The organism is Pseudothermotoga sp. (assembly GCF_031962025.1).
Taxonomy (GTDB): Bacteria; Thermotogota; Thermotogae; order Thermotogales; family DSM-5069; genus Pseudothermotoga_B.
In genome coordinates this window covers 1-19197 of record NZ_JAVRKW010000008.1, presented here as the reverse complement: position 1 = coordinate 19197, position 19197 = coordinate 1, and the positions used below count along the sequence as shown (strand labels likewise).

The following is a 19197-nucleotide window of genomic DNA, read 5'->3' as shown; positions in this document are numbered from 1 at the left end:
GGTAAAGCTGGTCAAAGGGAGGATCAGATCTGATGGCAAATGAGAAGCTCAGAGAGCATGTCATGAAAATAGTAAATGAGACGATAGAGTCTGTTTTACCGGATAAACTGGTTGAAAAAGCTCTTGTAAATATGGACATTTCAACAAATATCGTGCTTGTTGCTATAGGTAAAGCAGCCTGGAGAATGGCAAAAAGTGCAAAAGAAATTCTTAAAAGCAAAATATCAAAGGGAATAGTTATCACCAAATACGGTCACAGTCAGGGGCAGATAGATGGTCTTGAAATTTACGAAGCCGGGCATCCTGTACCTGATGAGAACACAATCATTGCCACGCAGAGAGCTTTGCAGATTGTGGATGGTTTGACACAGAATGACACTGTTTTGTTTTTAATCTCCGGTGGTGGATCTGCGCTCTTTGAAAAACCAAAAGGAGATATTTCGTTGCATCAACTGCAGGATTTAACAGAGCAGCTTTTAAAAAGTGGTGCGAGTATTGTAGAGATAAACACGATCAGAAAACACCTTTCCTCGGTGAAAGGTGGAAGATTTGCGCAGAGAGTTTACCCTGCCAGGGTGATCTCGCTTGTTCTATCAGATGTTCTTGGTGACAGGCTCGATAGCATTGCCTCCGGTCCTGCCTGGCCAGACTCCAGTACAAGTCAGCAGGCGATGAACATAATCGAGAAGTACAATATAAAAGTTGATGATTATATTCTCAAACAGTTGCAGGAAGAGACACCCAAGCATCTGTCCAATGTTCAGAGCTATGTGATAGGCAGTATCAAAATTGCCTGTGAAAATGCGCAGAAGATATCCACACAACTTGGATACAACACGATGATCCTTACCACCACGCTTTCTTGCGAAGCAAGAGAAGCTGGTAGGTTCATTTCTTCTGTTGCAAAGGAAATTTTGCAAAACAACAGACCCGTTTCAAAACCTGCCGCGCTGATACTTGGTGGCGAGACAGTTGTACAGGTGAGGGGAACTGGTAAGGGTGGCAGAAACCAGGAACTGGCGCTTTCGGCAGCCATTGAAATAGATGGGACTGAAAATATTGTGATCTGTTCCGCCGGTACCGATGGAACTGATGGACCAACCGATGCGGCAGGTGGAATAGTAGACGGCACAACCTGCGCAAAGATTAGATCATTTGGAATTGATCCTGTGAAAATGCTTTTGAACAACGATTCTTATAACGCACTGAAAGCCAGTGATGACCTTCTAATCACTGGTCCGACGGGCACAAATGTCAATGATCTGATTGTTGCTCTGATCGACGGCTGATTCTTTTACCAAAGCAAGCTCAATTTCAACGGGTTAATTTGTGAGTAACTCCTTTGCAAGTTGCTTGTCCTGCTGGACCAATTTTTCATAAATTTTCACTCTATTTTTGAAGTCATCTGTAGTTATCATCCCTCTACCAGTATAGATTCTGGTGAGTTTTGCTGGAAGTTCAAGTTTTTCAAATTCAAAGCCAAGTTTTTCTTTGAGCAGATATTTCATTCCGTGGATGAGTCGAGAAGTTCTGGCGAGCCATTGCAAATCTACATCGTATCCGAGCAGTTTTAATCCTTTTTCGACGATGTTCGGTGTGTAAGTGTTGCGCGCAAAAAGGCAGGTAACCAGTGAGTTGGTAACCATTCTCCAGAGCGATTCTTCGTACATCATTTTGACTTCCTTTTCAGGATCCTGATCTCTTCCCAGAAACTTTTGATCAGTACTGTAGCCGGCACAATCAAGATGAGAATGTCTCACACCGACTGCATAACCCACGAAGGCATCCGGTCCTGTCATATAACCGGGTGCTTCGTTCTTGTTGAAGTGTATTGCCAATTCCTCTGCTCCGTACTTTTTTGCACAGTGGTAAACACCTTTTTCAAGATCCTGGTAGAACTCATTCTTAGTAGATGCGATATTTTCCAGAACTTTCATATAGGTCTGGCTATCACCGAAACTCAGTGCAAGACCATCGGTGTGTGAGAGATTGATTATTCCTTTCTGGAAGGCTTCTGTTGCCCATGCCAGCACAACTCCGATACTTATGGCATCCCAGCCCTGTCGTTCGATGAATTGCAACAACTTCAGAATTTCTGATGCATCCGCTATACTCAGGTTTGAACCTATCGAGTAGATCAATTCGTGATCGTAAGAAACTTTTATTGTCTTGTACATGTGAGGGTCTGCAAAAAGTTCTCTCAATGTTGCAATGTGGATACATCCGATTGGGCAGTGTGAGCATGATATCTGCTGGGCAAGGAAATTATCTGCAAAAAATTCTCCACTGATTCTCTGAGCACTTTCAAAAAAACCCTGAGAGAAATTTCTCGTCGGTAGACTGTGTATTTTTGAAAGTGGTATGACATTTGCAGATGTTCCAAGGTCTCTGTATTTGTAAGTATTTTCCGAGTAAGCGAGGTCTTTGAATAGGTCGTTGTAGAATGCCTGGTATTCTTTCTTGTTCGAAATAGATGCATATCTGTTTCCTGAGATCACAATTGCTTTGAGATTCTTGGATCCCAAGACTGCACCCAGTCCGAGTCTTCCAAAATGCCTTGACGAATCGACGGTGACGCAGGCAATCGGTGATAATCTCTCCCCGGCAGGTCCTATCCTCATGATGCTTTTTTTGCCTTTTCTTGTGTCTTCCTTCTCACGCAAGATTCGTTCTACGGAAAGAGCACTCCTTCCCCACAAAGATCGGCACGGGACCAGATTCACCCTTTCATTATCTATTGATAAGTAAACAGGTTTTTCTGCTTTACCAGTTATCCTGATCACATGAAATCCGGCGGCGAGCATTGCCATTGAGAGTCTTCCACCGGCGTGCGATTCGCCGAGATCACCTGTCAGAGGAGATTTGAAGATGGCTATGGTTTTTGAGGCACTTGGAAAATAGCAGTTGAAAGGTCCTATACCAAAGAAAATGGGTGCCTGTGGTGATAGAGGGTCAAGGTGGCTTGTTAATTCTTTAAAAGCCATGTAGGTCAGAACTCCTGTACCACCTATGAATTTTGAGAAAAGTTCAGATATGTCTTTGACTGTTGTTTCACCAGTGCTCAGATCTATTTCAAGCATTCTGTACATTGACTATCACCTCCTGCATCTGCAAAACATTTGTCGGACAGTACATCACACAGATTCCACAGTGCAGGCATGGCAGGGGTAATTTTGTTTCCTCGTCCCACTGCAATGCACCCGCACTGCATGCTTTGACGCATTTCATACAGTGAGTGCATTTTTCCTTTTCCAGTTCAACTCCATAACCTCTTTTTGACGGTTTCAGAGCACCTGTTGGGCAAACCTGCGCACATTCTGGGTCAAGGCAAGCCTGACAAACTCTCACCGAGAAAGCTCCTTCAATTCCAGGATAATTTTTTACTCTCAGTGCCGCTTTTTCTATGCCAATGATATTGTGCCATGCTCTACTGCACGCAAACATGCAGGAATAACAGCCTATACACCTTTCTCTATCCTTTACGGTTAGTTTTTTTCCCATCTTCATTCCCCCATTTAAATTTTTCATCACCAATAACTATAGCACTTTTATACAGTTACTTCTGGTATAAATGAATTAGAAAAACAAAGGGGGTCTTTTATGCGAAGAACTTTTCTTTATTCAATCGGTTTGGCTTTTATCGTTTTTGGTCTGATAACAGGTGGGTTATGGCATCCGGTTGATCTGTGCAGAAATTTGGTGAAAATTGTCACTGTGCCAGATTATCTTTTGACGGATTACATTCAAATAGGTGGTATTTCGGCGGCGTTTGTCAATTCGGGTCTTTTGATGGTCATTTTCACCTGGTTGCTCCAGCTTTTGAAACTTCCCGTTACCGGTCTGTCTTTTGCCTGTGTTCTCACCGTCGGTGGTTTTGCACTTTTTGGCAAGAACATCTTCAATGTCTGGCCCATAATCATAGGAGTCTATCTTTACTCTCTTTATAAACGCGAACCATTTGCCAGATATATTTATGTGTCGTACTTTGGCACAGCCATATCACCCCTTGTAACACAGCTTGCGTTTTTCTTGCCGGTGAGCGGATTTAAACAGGTGGTATTTTCATACGTCGTGGCGATAGCCATTGGTTTTTTCCTGACAGACCTTGCCGCTCATTTTTTAACAGTCCACAAAGGCTACAATCTGTACAATATAGGTTTTACCTGTGGAATGATAGGCATGGTTGCCGCCGCGTTTATGAGAACCTATGGGTATGAAATACCTTCCAGAATGGTCTGGTCAAGCGGGAACAATCTTTTACTGTCTATTTTCATGTTTTTGATCTTTTTTTCACTCACGTATTATGGCTGGAAATTGAATGGAAAATCTTTCAAAAATTACAGAAAACTGATGAAACATTCCGGCAGACTTGTCAGCGATTTCATCATAATGGAAGGTTTTCCCATAACACTTGTCAACATGGGAATTCTTGGCTTTTTAATGACCCTGTATGTGCTCTTAACAGGCAGTCAATTGAATGGTCCTACGATTGGAGGCATCATGACAGTGGTGGGTTTTTCGGCATTTGGTAAACATCCAAGAAATGTTTTACCGATTGTCATAGGAGTGACTATCAGCGCTGTGACCAATAAATACAGTCTCAGCGAACCAAACAATGTCTTGGCTGCGCTGTTTGGAACAACCCTTGCACCCATTGCCGGTGAATTCGGACCGGTTTGGGGTATAATAGCCGGTTTTGTTCACACTGCCGTGGTGAACAACGTGGGATTTTTACACGGTGGTCTTAATCTTTACAACAATGGTTTTGCGGGAGGACTGGTTGCCATGTTTTTGGTGCCGCTCATTCAAGTTCTTCGCAAGGGGGGAAAATGAGTTATGCCAAGAAAGATCGAAGTTATAACAAAACTGTCCACGCAGTTGATGAGGTTTCTTTTTTCAAGATCTGCTCAAAAACTGAATATAGATATCAATGCCCAGAAGGATGATATTCTGGTTGTGATACAAGCAAATGTCATGCTGAGTGATCAGGATCTTCAACTTCTTGAGAGTTATCTTAAAGTTGAAAGCCACGAGGAAATGGCGTATTATTATCTACCATTAGCCGGTGAATACGGTTCGGATGAGGACCTAATGCTCATTTCAATGTTGGTGAAATCAGTGCAGATCGATTATGATAAAGGAAAATCTATTTTGAAAATGAGTTTTGTTGTCAGCTCAAGCTGAATTTTCATTTTTCTTCTTTCATGCTGAAACCTTCCATGAACGTTTTTTGAAAGATTAACAGCATTACCAGAGGCGGCAGCATTGCCATAATTGTTCCTGCCATTATTATGTTCCAGTCGGCAGCCTGGGCTTCAGATGCCAGAAGTATTTTTATTCCTATCTGTACGACTCTCATTTCTTTTGTGGTGGTTATCACAAGTGGCCAGAGGTATTCGTTCCATATATAGTTGAACTCAATCAAAAACAAAGCACCCATATTGGTTCTAGAAAGGGGTATGAGAATGTGCCAGAGAAATCTAATCGGTCCGGCACCATCTATTCTTGCGGCGTCGGCAAGAGACGGTGGAACGGTGAGAAAAAGTTGTCTGAACAAAAGTGTGCCGGTGGCACTTGCAAAAAACGGTATAGTCAGAGCGTAGTAAGTGTTCACCCACCCGAAGGCTTTCATCATATCATACGTTGGAAGAAGCCTTACCGGAAGTGGCAACATGTGGGTTATCAGTATGAGCCCAAAAAACAAATATTTTCCCTTAAAATCCCCGAAGTAGGTAAAAGCAAAAGCCGCAAGGATTGAAAAACATATCTTTGCCACAGCCACTACGGTTGCAGTAAAAGCACTGTTGAACATCAACCTGCCCATTTTGGCATTTTTCCAAGCTTCTTTCATGTTTTCCAGAAGATGAGTGCCCGGTGTGAATCTTGGGGGATAACTGTAAGACTCAATTGAACTGAGTGTTGCCATGACAAACGCATAGTAGATTGGAAACATCACTACGAGAGTCAGGATAGTAAGTATCGTGTATACCTGAATTTTCTGTTTTCTGTAAGCCCTCACGTACATCACCTAACCATAAAAGACTTTTTGCTGGGTATATCTGAATTGCAAAATTGTCAGTATCGTCACGAAAATAAACAGTACCACCGACTGAGCCGATGCAAAACCAATGTCTATAGCAATGAAACCGTCTCTGTACAGTTTGTACACCAGTATCTCCGTTGCATTACCTGGACCGCCTTTTGTCATTATGTCGATCAAGCCAAAAACTTCAAAGAAGGCATACAGCATGTTCATTATGAGCAGAAAAAATGTTGTTGGTGAAAGTAATGGCAAAGTTACTTTGATGAATCTCTTTATTCCATTTGCACCGTCTATTGCCGCCGCTTCCAGAAGTTCATTTGGGACAGTCTGTAAACCTGCAAGATAGAAGATTATATTGTATCCCATCATTTTCCACACAGCAGCAATAATGACGATAGCCAGAGCAAGGTTTCCATCGTTCATCCAGTTGATCGTCCTGCCACTGAGCAGTTTCACAAGATAGACCACGGGACCTGTCGCTGGATTGAACATCAAAGCCCACAGAGTGCCTGCTATTGCAGGAGAAATCGCGTATGTCCATATGAAAAAGGTTCTGTAGATGGTCATTCCTCTGAGTCTTTGATTGAGCAAAGCGGCGACGATGATGCAAAAGACAAGACCAATTAAGACAACAGAACCGGCAAAGATCAATGTCCTTACAAGGCTATCAACATACGCTGGTGAGTTGAAAAGTCTTGAAAAATTCCCAAATCCGACGAAAATGCGGCGATCACCAAAAGGCGATACTCTGAAAAAACTCTGGTATATCGAACGGACTGTTGGTATCAAAAAGAAGATCACTATGACCACTATAGATGGTAGTAAAAGAATATATGGCATGATTTTGTTTGGGAATTTGCTGTGCACTCAAATCACCATCCATTTTTAACCAGAAAGGGGGCAGAAGCCCCCTGTGAATCATTTGCCATACAGCGAAATGTAATCTTTGAGAATTTGATTACACTGTTTTGCAGCATCATCGAGTATGGCTTTTGCTACTTTTTCAATATCCGGTCCTTTGTACTGCAGTGCCTTCTCGAACGCGGAATCCACAACATCTCTTATTGCAACAAAATTGCCAAGTCTCACACCTTGAGATTCCGGTCTGTTAATTCCACTCAAAATCTGCAGAAAAGCGGTCAGATGATTTGGGTGTTCTGAGAACCAGCCTTCATCGAGCAGTGCCTTCAAAGCACTGTTACTGGTCGGGAAATACCCTGTGGCTTTGTGCCATTTTTGGGAAACTTCCGGTTTTGCAACGTATTTCAAAAATTCCCAGACTGCTTTGTAATCCTCTTTCGGTTTGCCTTTCATTACCCACAGAGTTGCACCGCCGATGACCGAGTTTCCTTTTGGATATCCGGGTATTCTTGGCAGGAAAGTTGTACCGACTTTGAAGTTAGCCTTGCTTTCTATTGAACCAACTGAGGATGTGGACTGAATGAGCATTGCCACCTGTCCTGCCAAAAATGCATTATTGGCATTGTATTCTCTTCCACCATAAACGAGCACGCCATTCTGCGCCCATTTGATCCATTCGCTGAAAACTTTCACACCGAAATCTCTGTTGAAGTAAACTTCGCTTGCTTTTGCCTTTCTTCCGTTTTCGTTATTGGCATAAAATTGAGCGTGAATTGCATGCATTTGCTCAAACACCCATGCAGGCCAGCCAAAGGCAATACCACCCAGGGCAGCTTTTGATTCAACTATTTTCTTTCCATATTCAAAGACCTCGTCAAAGGTTGTTGGTGGTTTGTTTGGATCAAGACCAGCCTTTTGAAAGATGTCTTTGTTGTAATATAGAATCGCTGTTGATGAATTGAACGGCATTGAATAGAGTTTTCCATCCACAGAATAGTAATTCAGAATGGGTACAACTATGTCGCCCCAGTCAAAATCTGGTTCAGCCAGCTCGAAAACCGGTACGATGGCTCCACTGTCAAGCATCGTCTGCAAGCCAACTTCATATACCTGTACTATGTGCGGCTGTGTGTTGTTCCTGTAAGCCGCAATGGCTTTGGTGAGTGTTTCCGCATAGCTTCCAGTAAAAACCGGCACAACTTCGATGTCTGGATGAGTGGCGTTGAAATCTTTGACGATTTGTTCAAGGGCTGTGAGATTTGCTCCGCTCATAGCATGCCAGAACGTGATGGTTGTTTTTGCGGTTGCGAAAATAACCAGGAAGGTCACAAAAAGAACAACCAGGATCAAACGCTTCATGTTTACACCCCCTGTCGAAAGTTTGTGGCGTTTTTATTTTACATTTTTCTTGCCGGATAAATCAAGTTCACAGGCAATTTGCAAAATTTGAAATCCAGCGGGGTTCTCAGGAATTTTTGGCAAGATGTTGTGGCATCATAAATGTTGGAGGGAAATGAGTTGAAAATCAGCGTTTTGGATGGGTATGACTGTATAGGTGGTAATAAAATCCTGATTGTTGATAATTCAAATGACGGTTTTCTTCTGGACTTTGGTTTGAATTTCTCAAAGTGGTCTTTGTATTTTGAGGAATACTTGAAACCACGTACTGGCAAGATTTTGCATGATCTTCTAAAACTCGGGCTTTTACCAAAGCTCAACATATACAGAAAGGATCTTGAGCCACCTGAATTTGGAACGAATGAACGCGTGCATTTTCTTTTCTTAAGCCATGGTCATGAAGATCACACTGGCTTGAACGGTTTGATAAGTGAGACAATACCCATATTGACCACCAATGAAACACTTGCCATTCTCAGGACCAACGCTGAAATCAGACAGGAAGTGTGGAATGAACTGTATTTGAGAAAAAGGCAAAGACCGCAGGAAGACGATATATACAGATTTGATGTACTCAAAACGGAGAAAAAGGCATATATTAAAAGAAAAATATGCGTGCACAGCAGTTCTTCTGGCATGTGTGATCTGGATGAGAATTATTTCATTTTATTGCGTTCTGCGGATCTGTGGAAAGATGAGTTATATGTCCTTCCTGTTTATCATTCGGTGATCGGAGCGGCAGGTTTAGTTGTAAAAGTAGATGACTGGTGGGTTGCCTATACCGGAGATTTTCGGACAGGACCCGAGACAGATGAAGAAGAAATTTTCTGGAAACAGAATTTGGGAGAAAAAAGGCTTGATCTCTCAAAGAGAACTGAAAATTTTTTCCAGTTTTTAAAAGACAAACGCCCTTTGCTTTTGATCACAGAAGGAACGACTGTGTCAAGAGAGGACGTATCGGCTAATGAAAGAGATGTTTATCTGAATGCACTTGAACTTGTTGAAAATACTGACAGGCTTGTGATAGTCGATTTTTCCGTGAAACACCTTGAAAGGTTGATGAGTTTTTTGAAAATCGCAATGCAGACAGACAGGTCGCTTGTTTTAATGCCAAAGGATTATGCCTATCTTGTCAAAATGGGTGAAGTTGAGCCGATCTGGAGGTTGTCTGATCGAGAAATGGAACATGTGAGGGTGTTTCACACAGCCAAATCGTCGTTCGCCGGTCTCGAAAAAGAAATTATGGAAAAAGCAAAAGCCGATGGGATTTTGTTATTACCACAGTTGATCAATTTAAAACCTTCGAATTACATGATCTCGGCAGGTTACTGGGATTTTCACAATATACTCGATCTGGACGAAGAAGTCCTGAAAGGATCGATTTACATTCATTCTTCGAGCGAAGCATATACAGAAGAACAACAGATGGATTTTTTAAGGTTCGGCAACTGGATCAAAAGGTTTTCCATAAAAACATACGGTTTTGAAATTGATGAAAATGGTCAAGCAAAATTCACAAAACAATTCCACGCTTCGGGACATGTTCGGGCTGCAAAACTTGAACAGATCATAAATGAATTGAATCCAGATCTGATACTGCCCGTTCACACTACAAATAAACAGTGGTTTGTGAGTCGATGGGGACAAAAGGTGATTTTGGATGATGTTTTTTGGCTGTGAATTTTAAGCAAAACTCAATGTGAGTTGAAATTTTCTTATAGTCAACTACCCGCCGCTTATTCAGCTTCAGCCGGTGGCAAAAGCCTTTCGATTATCTTTTAAAATTAACAAGCAACGGACATTTTGCAATAGGTGCCCTGACAAATAGAAAAGGCAAGAAAAATTTAGAAAAGAGTACATTTTTTTGCATATTGTAGAAAATTGGGTTGACAGCGCTGAAAAACGACGAAAATGCGGTAAAATAAAAAAAGCAGTGGAGGTGATTTTTCTGAAGTTTTATATCACTACACCGATATACTATGTCAACTCGGATCCCCATGTCGGCAGTGCTTACACGACGATAGTTGCCGATATAATAGCGCGCTATAAACGCATGATGGGATATGACGTCTTTTTTCTCACCGGTACAGATGAGCACGGTCAGAAGATTTTGCAAGCCGCGAATGCATCTGGCAAAAGCCCACAGGATTTCTGCGACGAGCTCGCGGGTAGATTCAAAAAGCTCTGGAATAGGCTTGGGATCACCAATGATGGTTTTATAAGAACCACAGATGAAAACCACATGAAAGTAGTCCAGTATTTTGTCAAGAAAATGTTAGAAAACGGTGATATATACAAAGGTGAGTATAAAGGCTGGTATTGTGTACCGTGCGAAACTTACTGGAACGAGGATGAAATAGGTGCTGAAAAACTCTGTCCTTCCTGTGGCAGAGAGTTGAAGTATATAAGTGAGGAAAACTATTTCTTCAGGCTCTCGAAATATACAAATGCACTCTTAAAGCATTATGAGGAAAATCCAGACTTTGTCCAGCCAGATTTTCGCAGGAACGAGATGCTCAAAATACTTCAAGGTGGATTGAAAGATCTGAGTATAACGCGGACCACATTCAAATGGGGAGTTCCGATGCCGAATGACCCGGAGCATGTTATATACGTCTGGGTCGATGCACTGATAAACTATGTTTCTGCGATTGGTTATCCGTTTGATATGGAAAAGTTCAACAAATACTGGCCGGCTGATTTACATCTGATAGGTAAGGAGATAAATCGTTTCCACTCCATCGTCTGGCCTGCCATGTTGATGTCTGTGGGACTGCCTTTGCCAAAGGTTGTTTTCGCCCACGGCTGGCTAACAGTCGATGGACAGAAAATTTCAAAATCCTTAGGTAATGCCATAGATCCAACTTATTTCATTGAAAAGTACGGCAACGATGTTCTCAGATTCTACCTTCTCAGAGACATAAACTTCGGTAAAGATGGAGATTTCTCCGAGAAAAATCTCGTAAACAGGTTGAACTCGGATCTGGCAAATGATTACGGTAATTTGTTGCACAGGACCCTTGCGATGGTGGAAAAGCACTATTCATCAATCTTACCTGCTTGTGAAGGTAGCGACGATGTCGATGAGAGATTCAAACAGGACGTTATGATACGCATCAAAGAATATCAAAAATTGATGGACGAGTACTCTTTGACACAGGCTGTAGAAAAGATTCTGGAAGTTTTGATGCTTTCAAACAAGTATTTTGACGAAAAAAAGCCCTGGGTTTTGGCAAAACAAAAGGATTTTTCAAAACTTTCGACGGTTTTATACAACGTGTGTGAAGCTCTGTTAAAGGTTGCCGTGATGTTTTCGCCTGTGATGCCTGACTCATCCAGGGAGGTTCTGACAAGACTTGGTTTTGACTCAAAACCTTCCAGAGAATTTCTCGATAAGTGGGGTGTTCTGAAACCATCTGTAAAAGTGATTCATGGTAAGCCTTTGTTTGAGAAGAAGGAATTCAGTTTTGAAAAAAAGGAGAGTGAGCCAAAGATGGAGAATGTTAACGTCATAGAAATTGACGAATTCAAGAAAGTCGAGTTGAGAACGGCAAAGGTGCTTTCGGCTGAAAGAGTACCAAAATCTGATAAATTGCTCAAGCTTATACTCGATGTTGGTGAACTTGGACAGAGACAGATCGTGGCTGGAATAGCAAAGTATTACGAACCTGAGAATCTTGTTGGCAAAACCATCGTTATAGTCGCAAATCTCAAACCAGCCAAGCTCATGGGTGTTGAATCACAGGGAATGCTGCTTGCGGCAAAAGACGGCGTCAATCTGAGAATCTTGACTGTGGATGGAGACATTGCACCCGGCGCAACGATCTCATAGGAGGGTCTAAAAGTGGCAGATGTTCTTCCAAAAAACATAGAAGAAGAACTCGTAGAACTTTACATGAATTACTCAATGAGCGTCATCATCGGGCGCGCGATTCCCGATGTGCGCGACGGATTGAAACCAGTTCAGCGCAGAATACTCTACGCGATGTATGAACTGGGACTGACCCACAACGCTCAATCCAAAAAGTGTGCAAGAATTGTCGGAGAGGTTCTGGGAAAATACCATCCCCACGGTGATGCTTCTGTGTACGATGCACTTGTAAGACTTGCTCAGCTGTTCACGATGAGATATCCACTGGTGATCGGTCAGGGAAATTTTGGATCCATAGACAGAGACCCGCCAGCAGCCATGAGGTACACCGAGGCAAAGTTATCAGAACTTGCCGAAGAGATGCTGCAGGATCTTGACAAAGAAACTGTACCGATGATGAAAAACTTCGACGATTCGCTCGATGAACCTGTTGTCCTGCCGGCGAAGGTGCCAAATCTTCTGATCAACGGTGCAAATGGTATAGCAGTTGGTATGGCAACGAGCATACCACCGCATAATATGACAGAAGTCATAAACGCCATACAGAAATTGATAAGAAATCCGGATGCGACCATTTCTGAACTTCTTGAAGAGATCAAAGGTCCAGATTTTCCAACAGGTGCGCTGGTTGTGAATGCCAGCGAACTGCCAGAGGTTTATGCAACCGGAAAGGGCAGGATAATTTTAAGAGCCAAGGTTGAGTTTGAAGAGGGCAAGAAATACGACAAACTTGTGATAACCGAGATACCTTACAATGTCAGCAAAGCCGCACTGATAGAAGAAATAGCCGCCTATGCCGAAAGAAATCCAAAAATGATGATCAAAAACATCAGAGATGAATCAGACAAAAGCGGTACGAGAATCGTCATAGAGTTTCCAAAAAACGCAAATTACAACATCATATTGAACAATTTGTATAAACATACATCTTTGCAGACGTCTTTTGGCGTTCAGATGCTTGTGATCGACGGCCGAAAGCCAAAGTTGATGAATCTTTCTCAATTACTCAAAGCATTCATAAAACACAGATATGATGTGATCAGAGCAAGATCTCAGTATGAACTGAATGTATATTCGAAAAGGGCACATGTGGTAGAAGGTATTATGAAAGCCGCGAGGGCTCTTGGTGTAGTGGTGGACATAATCAGATCGAGTAAAGACAGCGATGATGCCACGAAAAACCTGATTGAGACTCTTTCTGTAACAGAAGAACAGGCAAAAGCCATTCTTGACATGAGACTTGGCAGACTGACAAGTCTTGAAGTCGAAAAACTCCAGAGTGAATATTCTCAACTGATCAAAAAGATAGAGGATGTCAAAGACATTCTCACACGCGATGAAAGAGTTTACGAAGTTATGTATCAGGAACTTGAACAGCTCAAGAAAAAATATGGTGATAGAAGAAAGACAAAGATCGAAAACGCATCTGATGAATTGGAATATATGCCAGAAGACCTGATACCGAATGAAGAGATAGTGATCACATTGACCGAGAAAGGTTATCTAAAATCCACCAGTTTGAAAGATTATCGCAGTCAGAAAAGGGGAGGCAAGGGTATCGTCGGTGTTAGGACGGCTGAAGACGATGAAATACTCAATGTTTGTACAAGTAAAACGCACTCTCAGACCCTGTTTGTTACGTCAAAAGGCAAGGCTTATCTGTTGAAGAATTACGAGATAGAGATCACCGGGAGAGATAGCAAAGGAAAACCGGTGAGGCTTTATCTGAATCTGGAAGAAGATGAATCTGTGCTGACTATGATCTCTTTTGACGAATGGCTGGGTGATCTGGTTCTGGTGACCAAAAATGGAAAGATAAAAAGAACACCGCTGAAAGAATTTGAAAATGTTACAAGTCGCGGTATCAGAGCAATAACCTTTGAGGACAGCGATACAGTTGTCGCTGCGGGACTGTCGAAAGACGAGAACGATCACATAATCCTTGCGACAAAACACGGAATGTCCATAAGATTCCAGCTCAAAGAGGTCAGGCAGATGGGTAGAAGTGCCATGGGTGTTACAGGTATCAAACTCAGAGAAGCAGATGAAGTGGTTGGTATGGTGAATGTTTCTGATCAAAACTGCGAGATTCTCACCATAACGGCGAGAGGTTTCGGAAAACGTTCTAAACTGAGTGAGTACAGGGTTCAGACTCGAGGCGGTGTTGGAATAAAAACAATGCCGGGTGTGGAAAAGGCTGGTTATTTGTGCGGTATAGATGTGGTAACCAATCCAGATTCCGATGTGATAGTAATGACCAAAAATGGTCAATCTATAAGATTCAAGGTTTCAACGGTGAGTTTGCTGAGCAGAACAGCCAGAGGAGTCAAAATAGTTGAACTTTCAGAATCAGATGAAGTTTCCCGTTTCGCGGTGGTAGAATCATGTACAGAGAATTAGATCACACGGCGGACCTTAGATACGAGTTGATCTGCGACAGTTTCGAATCGCTTTTTACTGACCTGATAGAGATCTTAAAGGACAACTACAGACCGGTGCTCAAAAAAGATGTTTTTTTTCAAAAAGAGTATCCGATCAAAGAAATTGAAGATATGGTTTTTGACACAGTCAATGACTGGATATACATGATCGATGCACGAAAACTCTTTCCAAATAACTGCAGAATCGGCAATCTTTTGTACTGTGACTTTGTCGGTTTTTCTGAACTTCACGGCATAGAATTGAAAGCTCTCACGTATCACGAATTGAAAGTTGCACAAAAAGAAGGTAAGATAATCCTGAAGGTGGTGTTTGATACATGAAGGAATTGACAGAAAGGCAAAAAAAGGTCTACGATTTTGTTGTTTCCTATGTAGATAAACATGGATACCCTCCAAGTGTCAGAGATGTCGCAAGGGCTTTTCGTATAACTCCAAGAGGTGCGATGATTCACCTTGATGCGCTGGAAAAAAAGGGCTATATCACCAGAGGCAGAAGAGCAAGAAGCATAAGAATTCTCAGTAGATCTGAATCAGTCAGATTACCCGTGATAGGCACCATTGCCGCAGGAACTGCAATCGAAGCGATAGAAAATCCAACTGAACTTGTTGAAGTTCCTATCAGTATGGTGAAGAGCGGTTTTGAGCATTTTCTGCTCAGAGTGAAAGGCGACAGCATGGTAGAAGAACACATAATCGACAAAGATTATATAGTCGTTAGAAAACAGGAATTTGTTGAAAACGGTGATATAGCGGCTGTATTGATAGATAACACTGAAAGCACTCTGAAAAGGGTATATTTTGAGGAGAAAAAGGTGATTCTTCAGCCTGCAAATTCCAAATTGAAGCCCTTAGAGTTAGATTCGACGCGAGTGAAAATCATCGGAAAGATAGTGGGAGTGATAAGAATCTATGGATAAAAAACTTTATGACGTGACCAATATCAAAAATGTCTGGATAATTCGTCCAACCGGAGAAATTGATATGAGCAACGCCATGGATTTTAAAGAGGATATGAGAAATAACTTTGTACAGGAAGGTAAAGTGAACATCATTCTTGATCTATCTCAGGTTAATTACATGGACAGTACGGCACTCGGTGTTTTGATAAGCCTTCAGAGATCATGTAGAATGAACGGTGGTGCTCTTGTACTCTGCGGTCTTGAGAGCAACTTGAGAAGGATTTTTAAAATGACATCGCTGGATTCGATTTTCTCCATTCGTGAAAATGTTCAGGAAGCGTTAAAAGTGTTTTTGGGAGAGTGATTGCGATTGAAAATCGCCCTTGGGTCAGATCACGCCGGGTTCAGGCTTAAAGAGGCGCTGAAAGGGTTTTTGGTATCCAGAAATTTCAAAGTCCTTGATGAAGGGACTTATTCCGAAGATGCCGTTGATTATCCGGATTTTGCAAAAAAGGTGGCAGAAGACATAAAAACCAAAAATGCGGATTTTGGAATACTGGTTTGCGGTACAGGTATTGGTATGAGCATAGCGGCAAACAGAATAAAAGGCATACGTGCCGCACTCTGTTTGTTTCCAGAGATGGCGAAACTGGCAAGATCACACAATGATGCGAATGTACTCGTACTTCCCGGTAGATTCATAGGCGTCGAACTGGCACAGTGGATAACTGAAGTGTTTTTGAGCGAAAAATTTGAAGGCGGAAGGCATGAGAAACGCGTGAAAAAGATCGAGGAGATGGGCGGGTGAAAATAGTCTACGATTCATTTCACTCGACTTATAAACCAACCAAGGAAATTGACAATGGGAGATTCATAGAAAATCCTGAAAAACCAGAAAGAGTGGATGCGATAAAAGAAGCGCTGATTTTGCACGGTTTTGACAATCTTGTCCCACCGGGTAAATATCCCGTGAACTACATTTACATGGTTCACGATGAAATGTACGTCGAATGGTTGAAGACAAAATCGTCCTCTGTGCCGGAAAATGAAGAGTATATAACTGAAGTCTTCGGCTATGATATGTGTTTTGATACGGGAACACCGATTCTTCACAACACTTTTGAAATCGCAAAAAGGGCTGTGGATGTTGTATTAACAGCCGCATCGATTGTGGAATCAGGTGCTGGCATGGCTTATGCACTACTAAGACCGCCCGGTCATCATGCAACGCAGAATCTGTGTGGAGGTTACTGCTATTTCAACAACGCCGCAATAGCCGCGAGCTACTTTATAAAAAGAGGAGCAGAAAAAATAGTCATACTCGACCTTGATTTTCATCACGGTAATGGTACCCAGCAGATCTTCTATGACACCGATATTGTTTATTACATATCGATTCACGGTGATCCGAGAATTTTTTATCCCTGGATAAGCGGTAAAGAGAGCGAGGTTGGAGAAGGTCCGGGTGAAGGTTTCAATTTGAATTTGCCTTTACCACCCCACGCAGATTGGGAGAAATATTCTCAGGCGCTTTCCTACGCAATCAGAGAGATAAGAGATTACTATCCTGATGTACTCATAATTTCCCTTGGTTTTGATACGCACGCGGAAGATCCGGTTGGAAAATTCAATCTGAACGATGAAGACTACGCAAAAATGGCAAAACAGATCTCAAAGCTCAAACTGCCAATGCTCATTATTCAAGAAGGAGGATACAATCCAAAATCAAATGCTTCAGCGGCTGTGAAATTCTTTTCAAGCATTGAATGATCAGAGTTTGCTGAAAAGATCCATGTTGCGCTCGTGCAGTTGCTGATACACATAAAAGTATTTTTCGTATTCATCGTGTCTGTAAGCCAGTGGAGAAAATATCTTTGAAATTCTGACAATTTTTCTGCTCAGATCGACAAAGTTTTCACCTGTCAGAGCTGAGATCGAAATTATTGCACAGCCAAGTAATTCTGAATCAAAGACCTGTGGTATTTCAATTTCCCTTCCCAGTACATCGGCTTTTATTTGATTCCACAGATCGTTCATTGCCTGACCGCCTGTTGACCTGATGGTTTTTATTTTATATCCGCATGATTCCATTATCTGGATGATGTTTTTCATCGCATAAGCAACACCTTCTATGACAGATACTAAGAGCGATTTCCAGTCGTCTCTCAAAGACAAACCAAAGAATACTCCTTTGAGATCTTTGTTCCAGTACGGACTTCTTTCACCATTCAGGTGAGGCAAAAAAATCACACCTGTTGGTCTTTTCACCGCAATCAGCTGTGAAAGTTCGACCAGTCTTGTTCGAGCTACATATCTTGAGAACCATTCGTATGATTTTCCCGTTGTCGTCATGACAGCACTGATCTTGTGGTGATCTTCTATGAAAAAGGGCGTTATCATAAGACCCTGACAGCAAAATTTGTCTTTACTGCACAGCGTTAAGCCCTGCGATGTCCCACCGCGATCGCACAGCATACCATCTTCAAGAACACCTGTACCGATGAGCGCCATGGCAAAATCCGGTGATCCGGCGATGATTTGAACGTGATCGTTCACTTGCAGAATTTTTGAAGCCGTTTTGTTGATTTTGCCGATTAAAGTCCCGGCTGGTATCAATTCTGGTATGAGAAAAGTTTTGGATAGATCAAAGAGCTCAAAGGTTCTGCGATCCCACGGCAGGTATCCCTGGAATGGAAAGGTTGCGTTCACGATGGATCCGGTCAGCTTCAAAATTACATAATCACTCGGTTGAATGAGATAAGCCTTTTTTACAGTGTCTTTAACGGCAAGAAGGTGACAGATGACTGTGGCGATTTGTTCGTCAATACCTTTTTGAATTATTGAGTTCATGTGTTCAAGTCCTCTTTTGTCAAGCCATGTAATGGCTTTTCTCACGGTTTTGCCGTTTTCATCAACCAATACGATCGTCGGTCCCTGCCCTGTTGTGCAGATCGAGACGATCTTTTTTCTTAAACTGTCGTCCATAGCGTGGAAAGCCTGAACAACAGCCTTCCACCATCTTTCCGGGTCTATTTCGTGCAGGTCGTTTTTCGAAGACTGGGCACATCTTTGCTGGAAACTGAACAATTCAGTGCCATTCTGGTCGAAAACCGCCACTTTTACATTGGTTGTGCCTATGTCTATGGCTGCAAACAGCTCAGAAGACACCTCTATCTCCCCTTCGTTTGTAAGCCAGTATCCGTTCGAAATCCCTGTATTTTTGTTCCAGTTTTGCTTCATCCAGCTCGAACATCTTTAAAATCAAAAGATCGACGACGAACAATTGTAAATATCGTGTCAAAAAACCGCCTTCTGATAGGACTTCAGTTTCAACATAAGTGGGTAATAGTATATCGCACGCCTGTGCAATTTTTGAAGCGGGCGATGCTATTGCTATAACCTTTGCGCCGGAGCTTTTTGAGTAGTTCATAGAATCGAGAAGATCAGTTGAAGAATGGCTGCTCGATATTGCCACGGCACATCCATCACTGCCAAGATGTGCAGCGGAAATACTCTGCAAAAATGGGTTGTCAAAGAAATTCACCTGAAAACCAAACTCCTTCAGTTTCAAAAACAGATCCTTGCCCGCAACACCATCGAATCCATAAGCGAGAATTTCTATCACTTTGCTTTTTAGAATCGTTTCCGCCGCATTTTTTATTTGATCTTCACTCACAAGCTGAA

At 42.2% G+C, this 19197-nt stretch carries 18 protein-coding genes; 11 read left to right on the top strand and 7 right to left on the bottom strand.

All coding sequences use genetic code 11. From position 1 onward, the window contains the following. Positions 1-32 precede the first annotated feature (32 nt). Positions 33-1289 carry a glycerate kinase type-2 family protein gene (locus AC4E92_RS07160; protein ID WP_490239912.1) on the top strand — a complete coding sequence of 419 codons (1257 nt, stop codon included), beginning with the start codon at positions 33-35 and terminating at the stop codon, positions 1287-1289. A 33-nt stretch (positions 1290-1322) separates the two neighbouring features. Here the strand turns inward: AC4E92_RS07160 and AC4E92_RS07155 are convergent, their stop codons facing one another. Both AC4E92_RS07155 and AC4E92_RS07150 read right to left on the bottom strand, forming a co-directional pair. Continuing rightward, on the bottom strand, positions 1323-3089 hold the full coding sequence (locus AC4E92_RS07155) for an aldehyde ferredoxin oxidoreductase N-terminal domain-containing protein (protein WP_490239911.1): 1767 nt from the start codon (positions 3087-3089) through the stop codon (positions 1323-1325). Further along, positions 3073-3501: a 4Fe-4S binding protein gene (locus tag AC4E92_RS07150; protein ID WP_490239910.1), complete on the bottom strand. Its 429-nt coding sequence runs from the start codon at positions 3499-3501 to the stop codon at positions 3073-3075. Before AC4E92_RS07150 ends, AC4E92_RS07155 begins: the two co-directional genes overlap by 17 nt. A gap of 99 nt (positions 3502-3600) precedes the next feature. Between AC4E92_RS07150 and AC4E92_RS07145 the strand changes: the two genes are divergently transcribed. Together AC4E92_RS07145 and AC4E92_RS07140 are read left to right on the top strand one after the other, a co-directional pair. Further along, positions 3601-4833: a DUF1576 domain-containing protein gene (locus AC4E92_RS07145; RefSeq protein WP_490239909.1), complete on the top strand. Its 1233-nt coding sequence runs from the start codon at positions 3601-3603 to the stop codon at positions 4831-4833. A gap of 3 nt (positions 4834-4836) precedes the next feature. Beyond that, positions 4837-5184, top strand: coding sequence for a hypothetical protein (locus tag AC4E92_RS07140; RefSeq protein WP_490239908.1), 348 nt, complete (start codon positions 4837-4839; stop codon positions 5182-5184). Positions 5185-5188: 4 nt separating this feature from the next. Here AC4E92_RS07140 and AC4E92_RS07135 read toward each other — a convergent pair whose 3' ends face one another. From AC4E92_RS07135 to AC4E92_RS07125, 3 genes are read right to left on the bottom strand one after another with little or no spacing between them, the layout of a single operon-like run. Further along, complete coding sequence (locus tag AC4E92_RS07135; RefSeq protein ID WP_490239907.1) at positions 5189-6025, bottom strand: carbohydrate ABC transporter permease; 837 nt, start codon at positions 6023-6025, stop codon at positions 5189-5191. A 3-nt stretch (positions 6026-6028) separates the two neighbouring features. Then, positions 6029-6910, bottom strand: a complete 882-nt coding sequence (locus tag AC4E92_RS07130) for a carbohydrate ABC transporter permease (RefSeq protein ID WP_490239906.1) — start codon at positions 6908-6910, stop codon at positions 6029-6031. A gap of 51 nt (positions 6911-6961) precedes the next feature. Then, the gene (locus AC4E92_RS07125) at positions 6962-8263 is read right to left on the bottom strand and encodes an ABC transporter substrate-binding protein (protein ID WP_490239905.1); all 1302 of its coding nucleotides are present in this window, start codon (positions 8261-8263) and stop codon (positions 6962-6964) included. 159 nt (positions 8264-8422) lie between these two features. Here AC4E92_RS07125 and AC4E92_RS07120 point away from each other — a divergent pair, with 159 nt between their 5' ends. From AC4E92_RS07120 to AC4E92_RS07085, 8 genes are all read left to right on the top strand, one after another. Beyond that, the gene (locus AC4E92_RS07120) at positions 8423-9982 is read left to right on the top strand and encodes an MBL fold metallo-hydrolase (protein ID WP_490239904.1); all 1560 of its coding nucleotides are present in this window, start codon (positions 8423-8425) and stop codon (positions 9980-9982) included. A gap of 268 nt (positions 9983-10250) precedes the next feature. Then, entirely contained in the window at positions 10251-12134 is a 1884-nt protein-coding gene (metG, locus tag AC4E92_RS07115) for a methionine--tRNA ligase (protein ID WP_490239957.1), read from the top strand. A gap of 12 nt (positions 12135-12146) precedes the next feature. Continuing rightward, on the top strand, positions 12147-14573 hold the full coding sequence (gene gyrA / locus AC4E92_RS07110; protein WP_490239903.1) for a DNA gyrase subunit A: 2427 nt from the start codon (positions 12147-12149) through the stop codon (positions 14571-14573). Next, entirely contained in the window at positions 14558-14935 is a 378-nt protein-coding gene (locus tag AC4E92_RS07105) for an archease (RefSeq protein WP_490239902.1), read from the top strand. Before gyrA ends, AC4E92_RS07105 begins: the two co-directional genes overlap by 16 nt. After that, on the top strand, positions 14932-15531 hold the full coding sequence (gene lexA, locus AC4E92_RS07100; protein ID WP_490239901.1) for a transcriptional repressor LexA: 600 nt from the start codon (positions 14932-14934) through the stop codon (positions 15529-15531). The genes AC4E92_RS07105 and lexA overlap by 4 nt, the downstream gene beginning before the upstream one ends. Then, positions 15524-15877 (top strand): STAS domain-containing protein, encoded by a 354-nt coding sequence (locus AC4E92_RS07095; RefSeq protein WP_490239900.1) that lies wholly within the window; start codon positions 15524-15526, stop codon positions 15875-15877. Before lexA ends, AC4E92_RS07095 begins: the two co-directional genes overlap by 8 nt. A gap of 6 nt (positions 15878-15883) precedes the next feature. After that, positions 15884-16321, top strand: a complete 438-nt coding sequence (gene rpiB, locus AC4E92_RS07090) for a ribose 5-phosphate isomerase B (RefSeq protein WP_490239956.1) — start codon at positions 15884-15886, stop codon at positions 16319-16321. Further along, positions 16318-17283: a histone deacetylase family protein gene (locus AC4E92_RS07085; RefSeq protein ID WP_490239899.1), complete on the top strand. Its 966-nt coding sequence runs from the start codon at positions 16318-16320 to the stop codon at positions 17281-17283. The genes rpiB and AC4E92_RS07085 overlap by 4 nt, the downstream gene beginning before the upstream one ends. On the opposite strand, the gene AC4E92_RS07080 is transcribed toward AC4E92_RS07085, so the two are convergent. Both AC4E92_RS07080 and AC4E92_RS07075 read right to left on the bottom strand, forming a co-directional pair. Beyond that, entirely contained in the window at positions 17284-18681 is a 1398-nt protein-coding gene (locus AC4E92_RS07080; RefSeq protein WP_490239898.1) for a xylulokinase, read from the bottom strand. Further along, positions 18671-19197: MurR/RpiR family transcriptional regulator (locus tag AC4E92_RS07075; RefSeq protein WP_490239897.1), on the bottom strand; the 527-nt coding region annotated here is incomplete at its 5' end. The genes AC4E92_RS07075 and AC4E92_RS07080, both read right to left, overlap by 11 nt.

What these genes read in the sequence shown, in the direction of transcription:
- AC4E92_RS07160 (WP_490239912.1), top strand. Translation starts at nt 33, where the DNA reads ATGGCAAATGAGAAGCTCAGAGAGCATGTCATGAAAATAGTAAATGAG.
- AC4E92_RS07155 (WP_490239911.1), bottom strand. Translation starts at nt 3,089, where the DNA reads ATGTACAGAATGCTTGAAATAGATCTGAGCACTGGTGAAACAACAGTC.
- AC4E92_RS07150 (WP_490239910.1), bottom strand. Translation starts at nt 3,501, where the DNA reads ATGGGAAAAAAACTAACCGTAAAGGATAGAGAAAGGTGTATAGGCTGT.
- AC4E92_RS07145 (WP_490239909.1), top strand. Translation starts at nt 3,601, where the DNA reads ATGCGAAGAACTTTTCTTTATTCAATCGGTTTGGCTTTTATCGTTTTT.
- AC4E92_RS07140 (WP_490239908.1), top strand. Translation starts at nt 4,837, where the DNA reads ATGCCAAGAAAGATCGAAGTTATAACAAAACTGTCCACGCAGTTGATG.
- AC4E92_RS07135 (WP_490239907.1), bottom strand. Translation starts at nt 6,025, where the DNA reads ATGTACGTGAGGGCTTACAGAAAACAGAAAATTCAGGTATACACGATA.
- AC4E92_RS07125 (WP_490239905.1), bottom strand. Translation starts at nt 8,263, where the DNA reads ATGAAGCGTTTGATCCTGGTTGTTCTTTTTGTGACCTTCCTGGTTATT.
- AC4E92_RS07105 (WP_490239902.1), top strand. Translation starts at nt 14,558, where the DNA reads ATGTACAGAGAATTAGATCACACGGCGGACCTTAGATACGAGTTGATC.
- lexA (WP_490239901.1), top strand. Translation starts at nt 14,932, where the DNA reads ATGAAGGAATTGACAGAAAGGCAAAAAAAGGTCTACGATTTTGTTGTT.
- AC4E92_RS07095 (WP_490239900.1), top strand. Translation starts at nt 15,524, where the DNA reads ATGGATAAAAAACTTTATGACGTGACCAATATCAAAAATGTCTGGATA.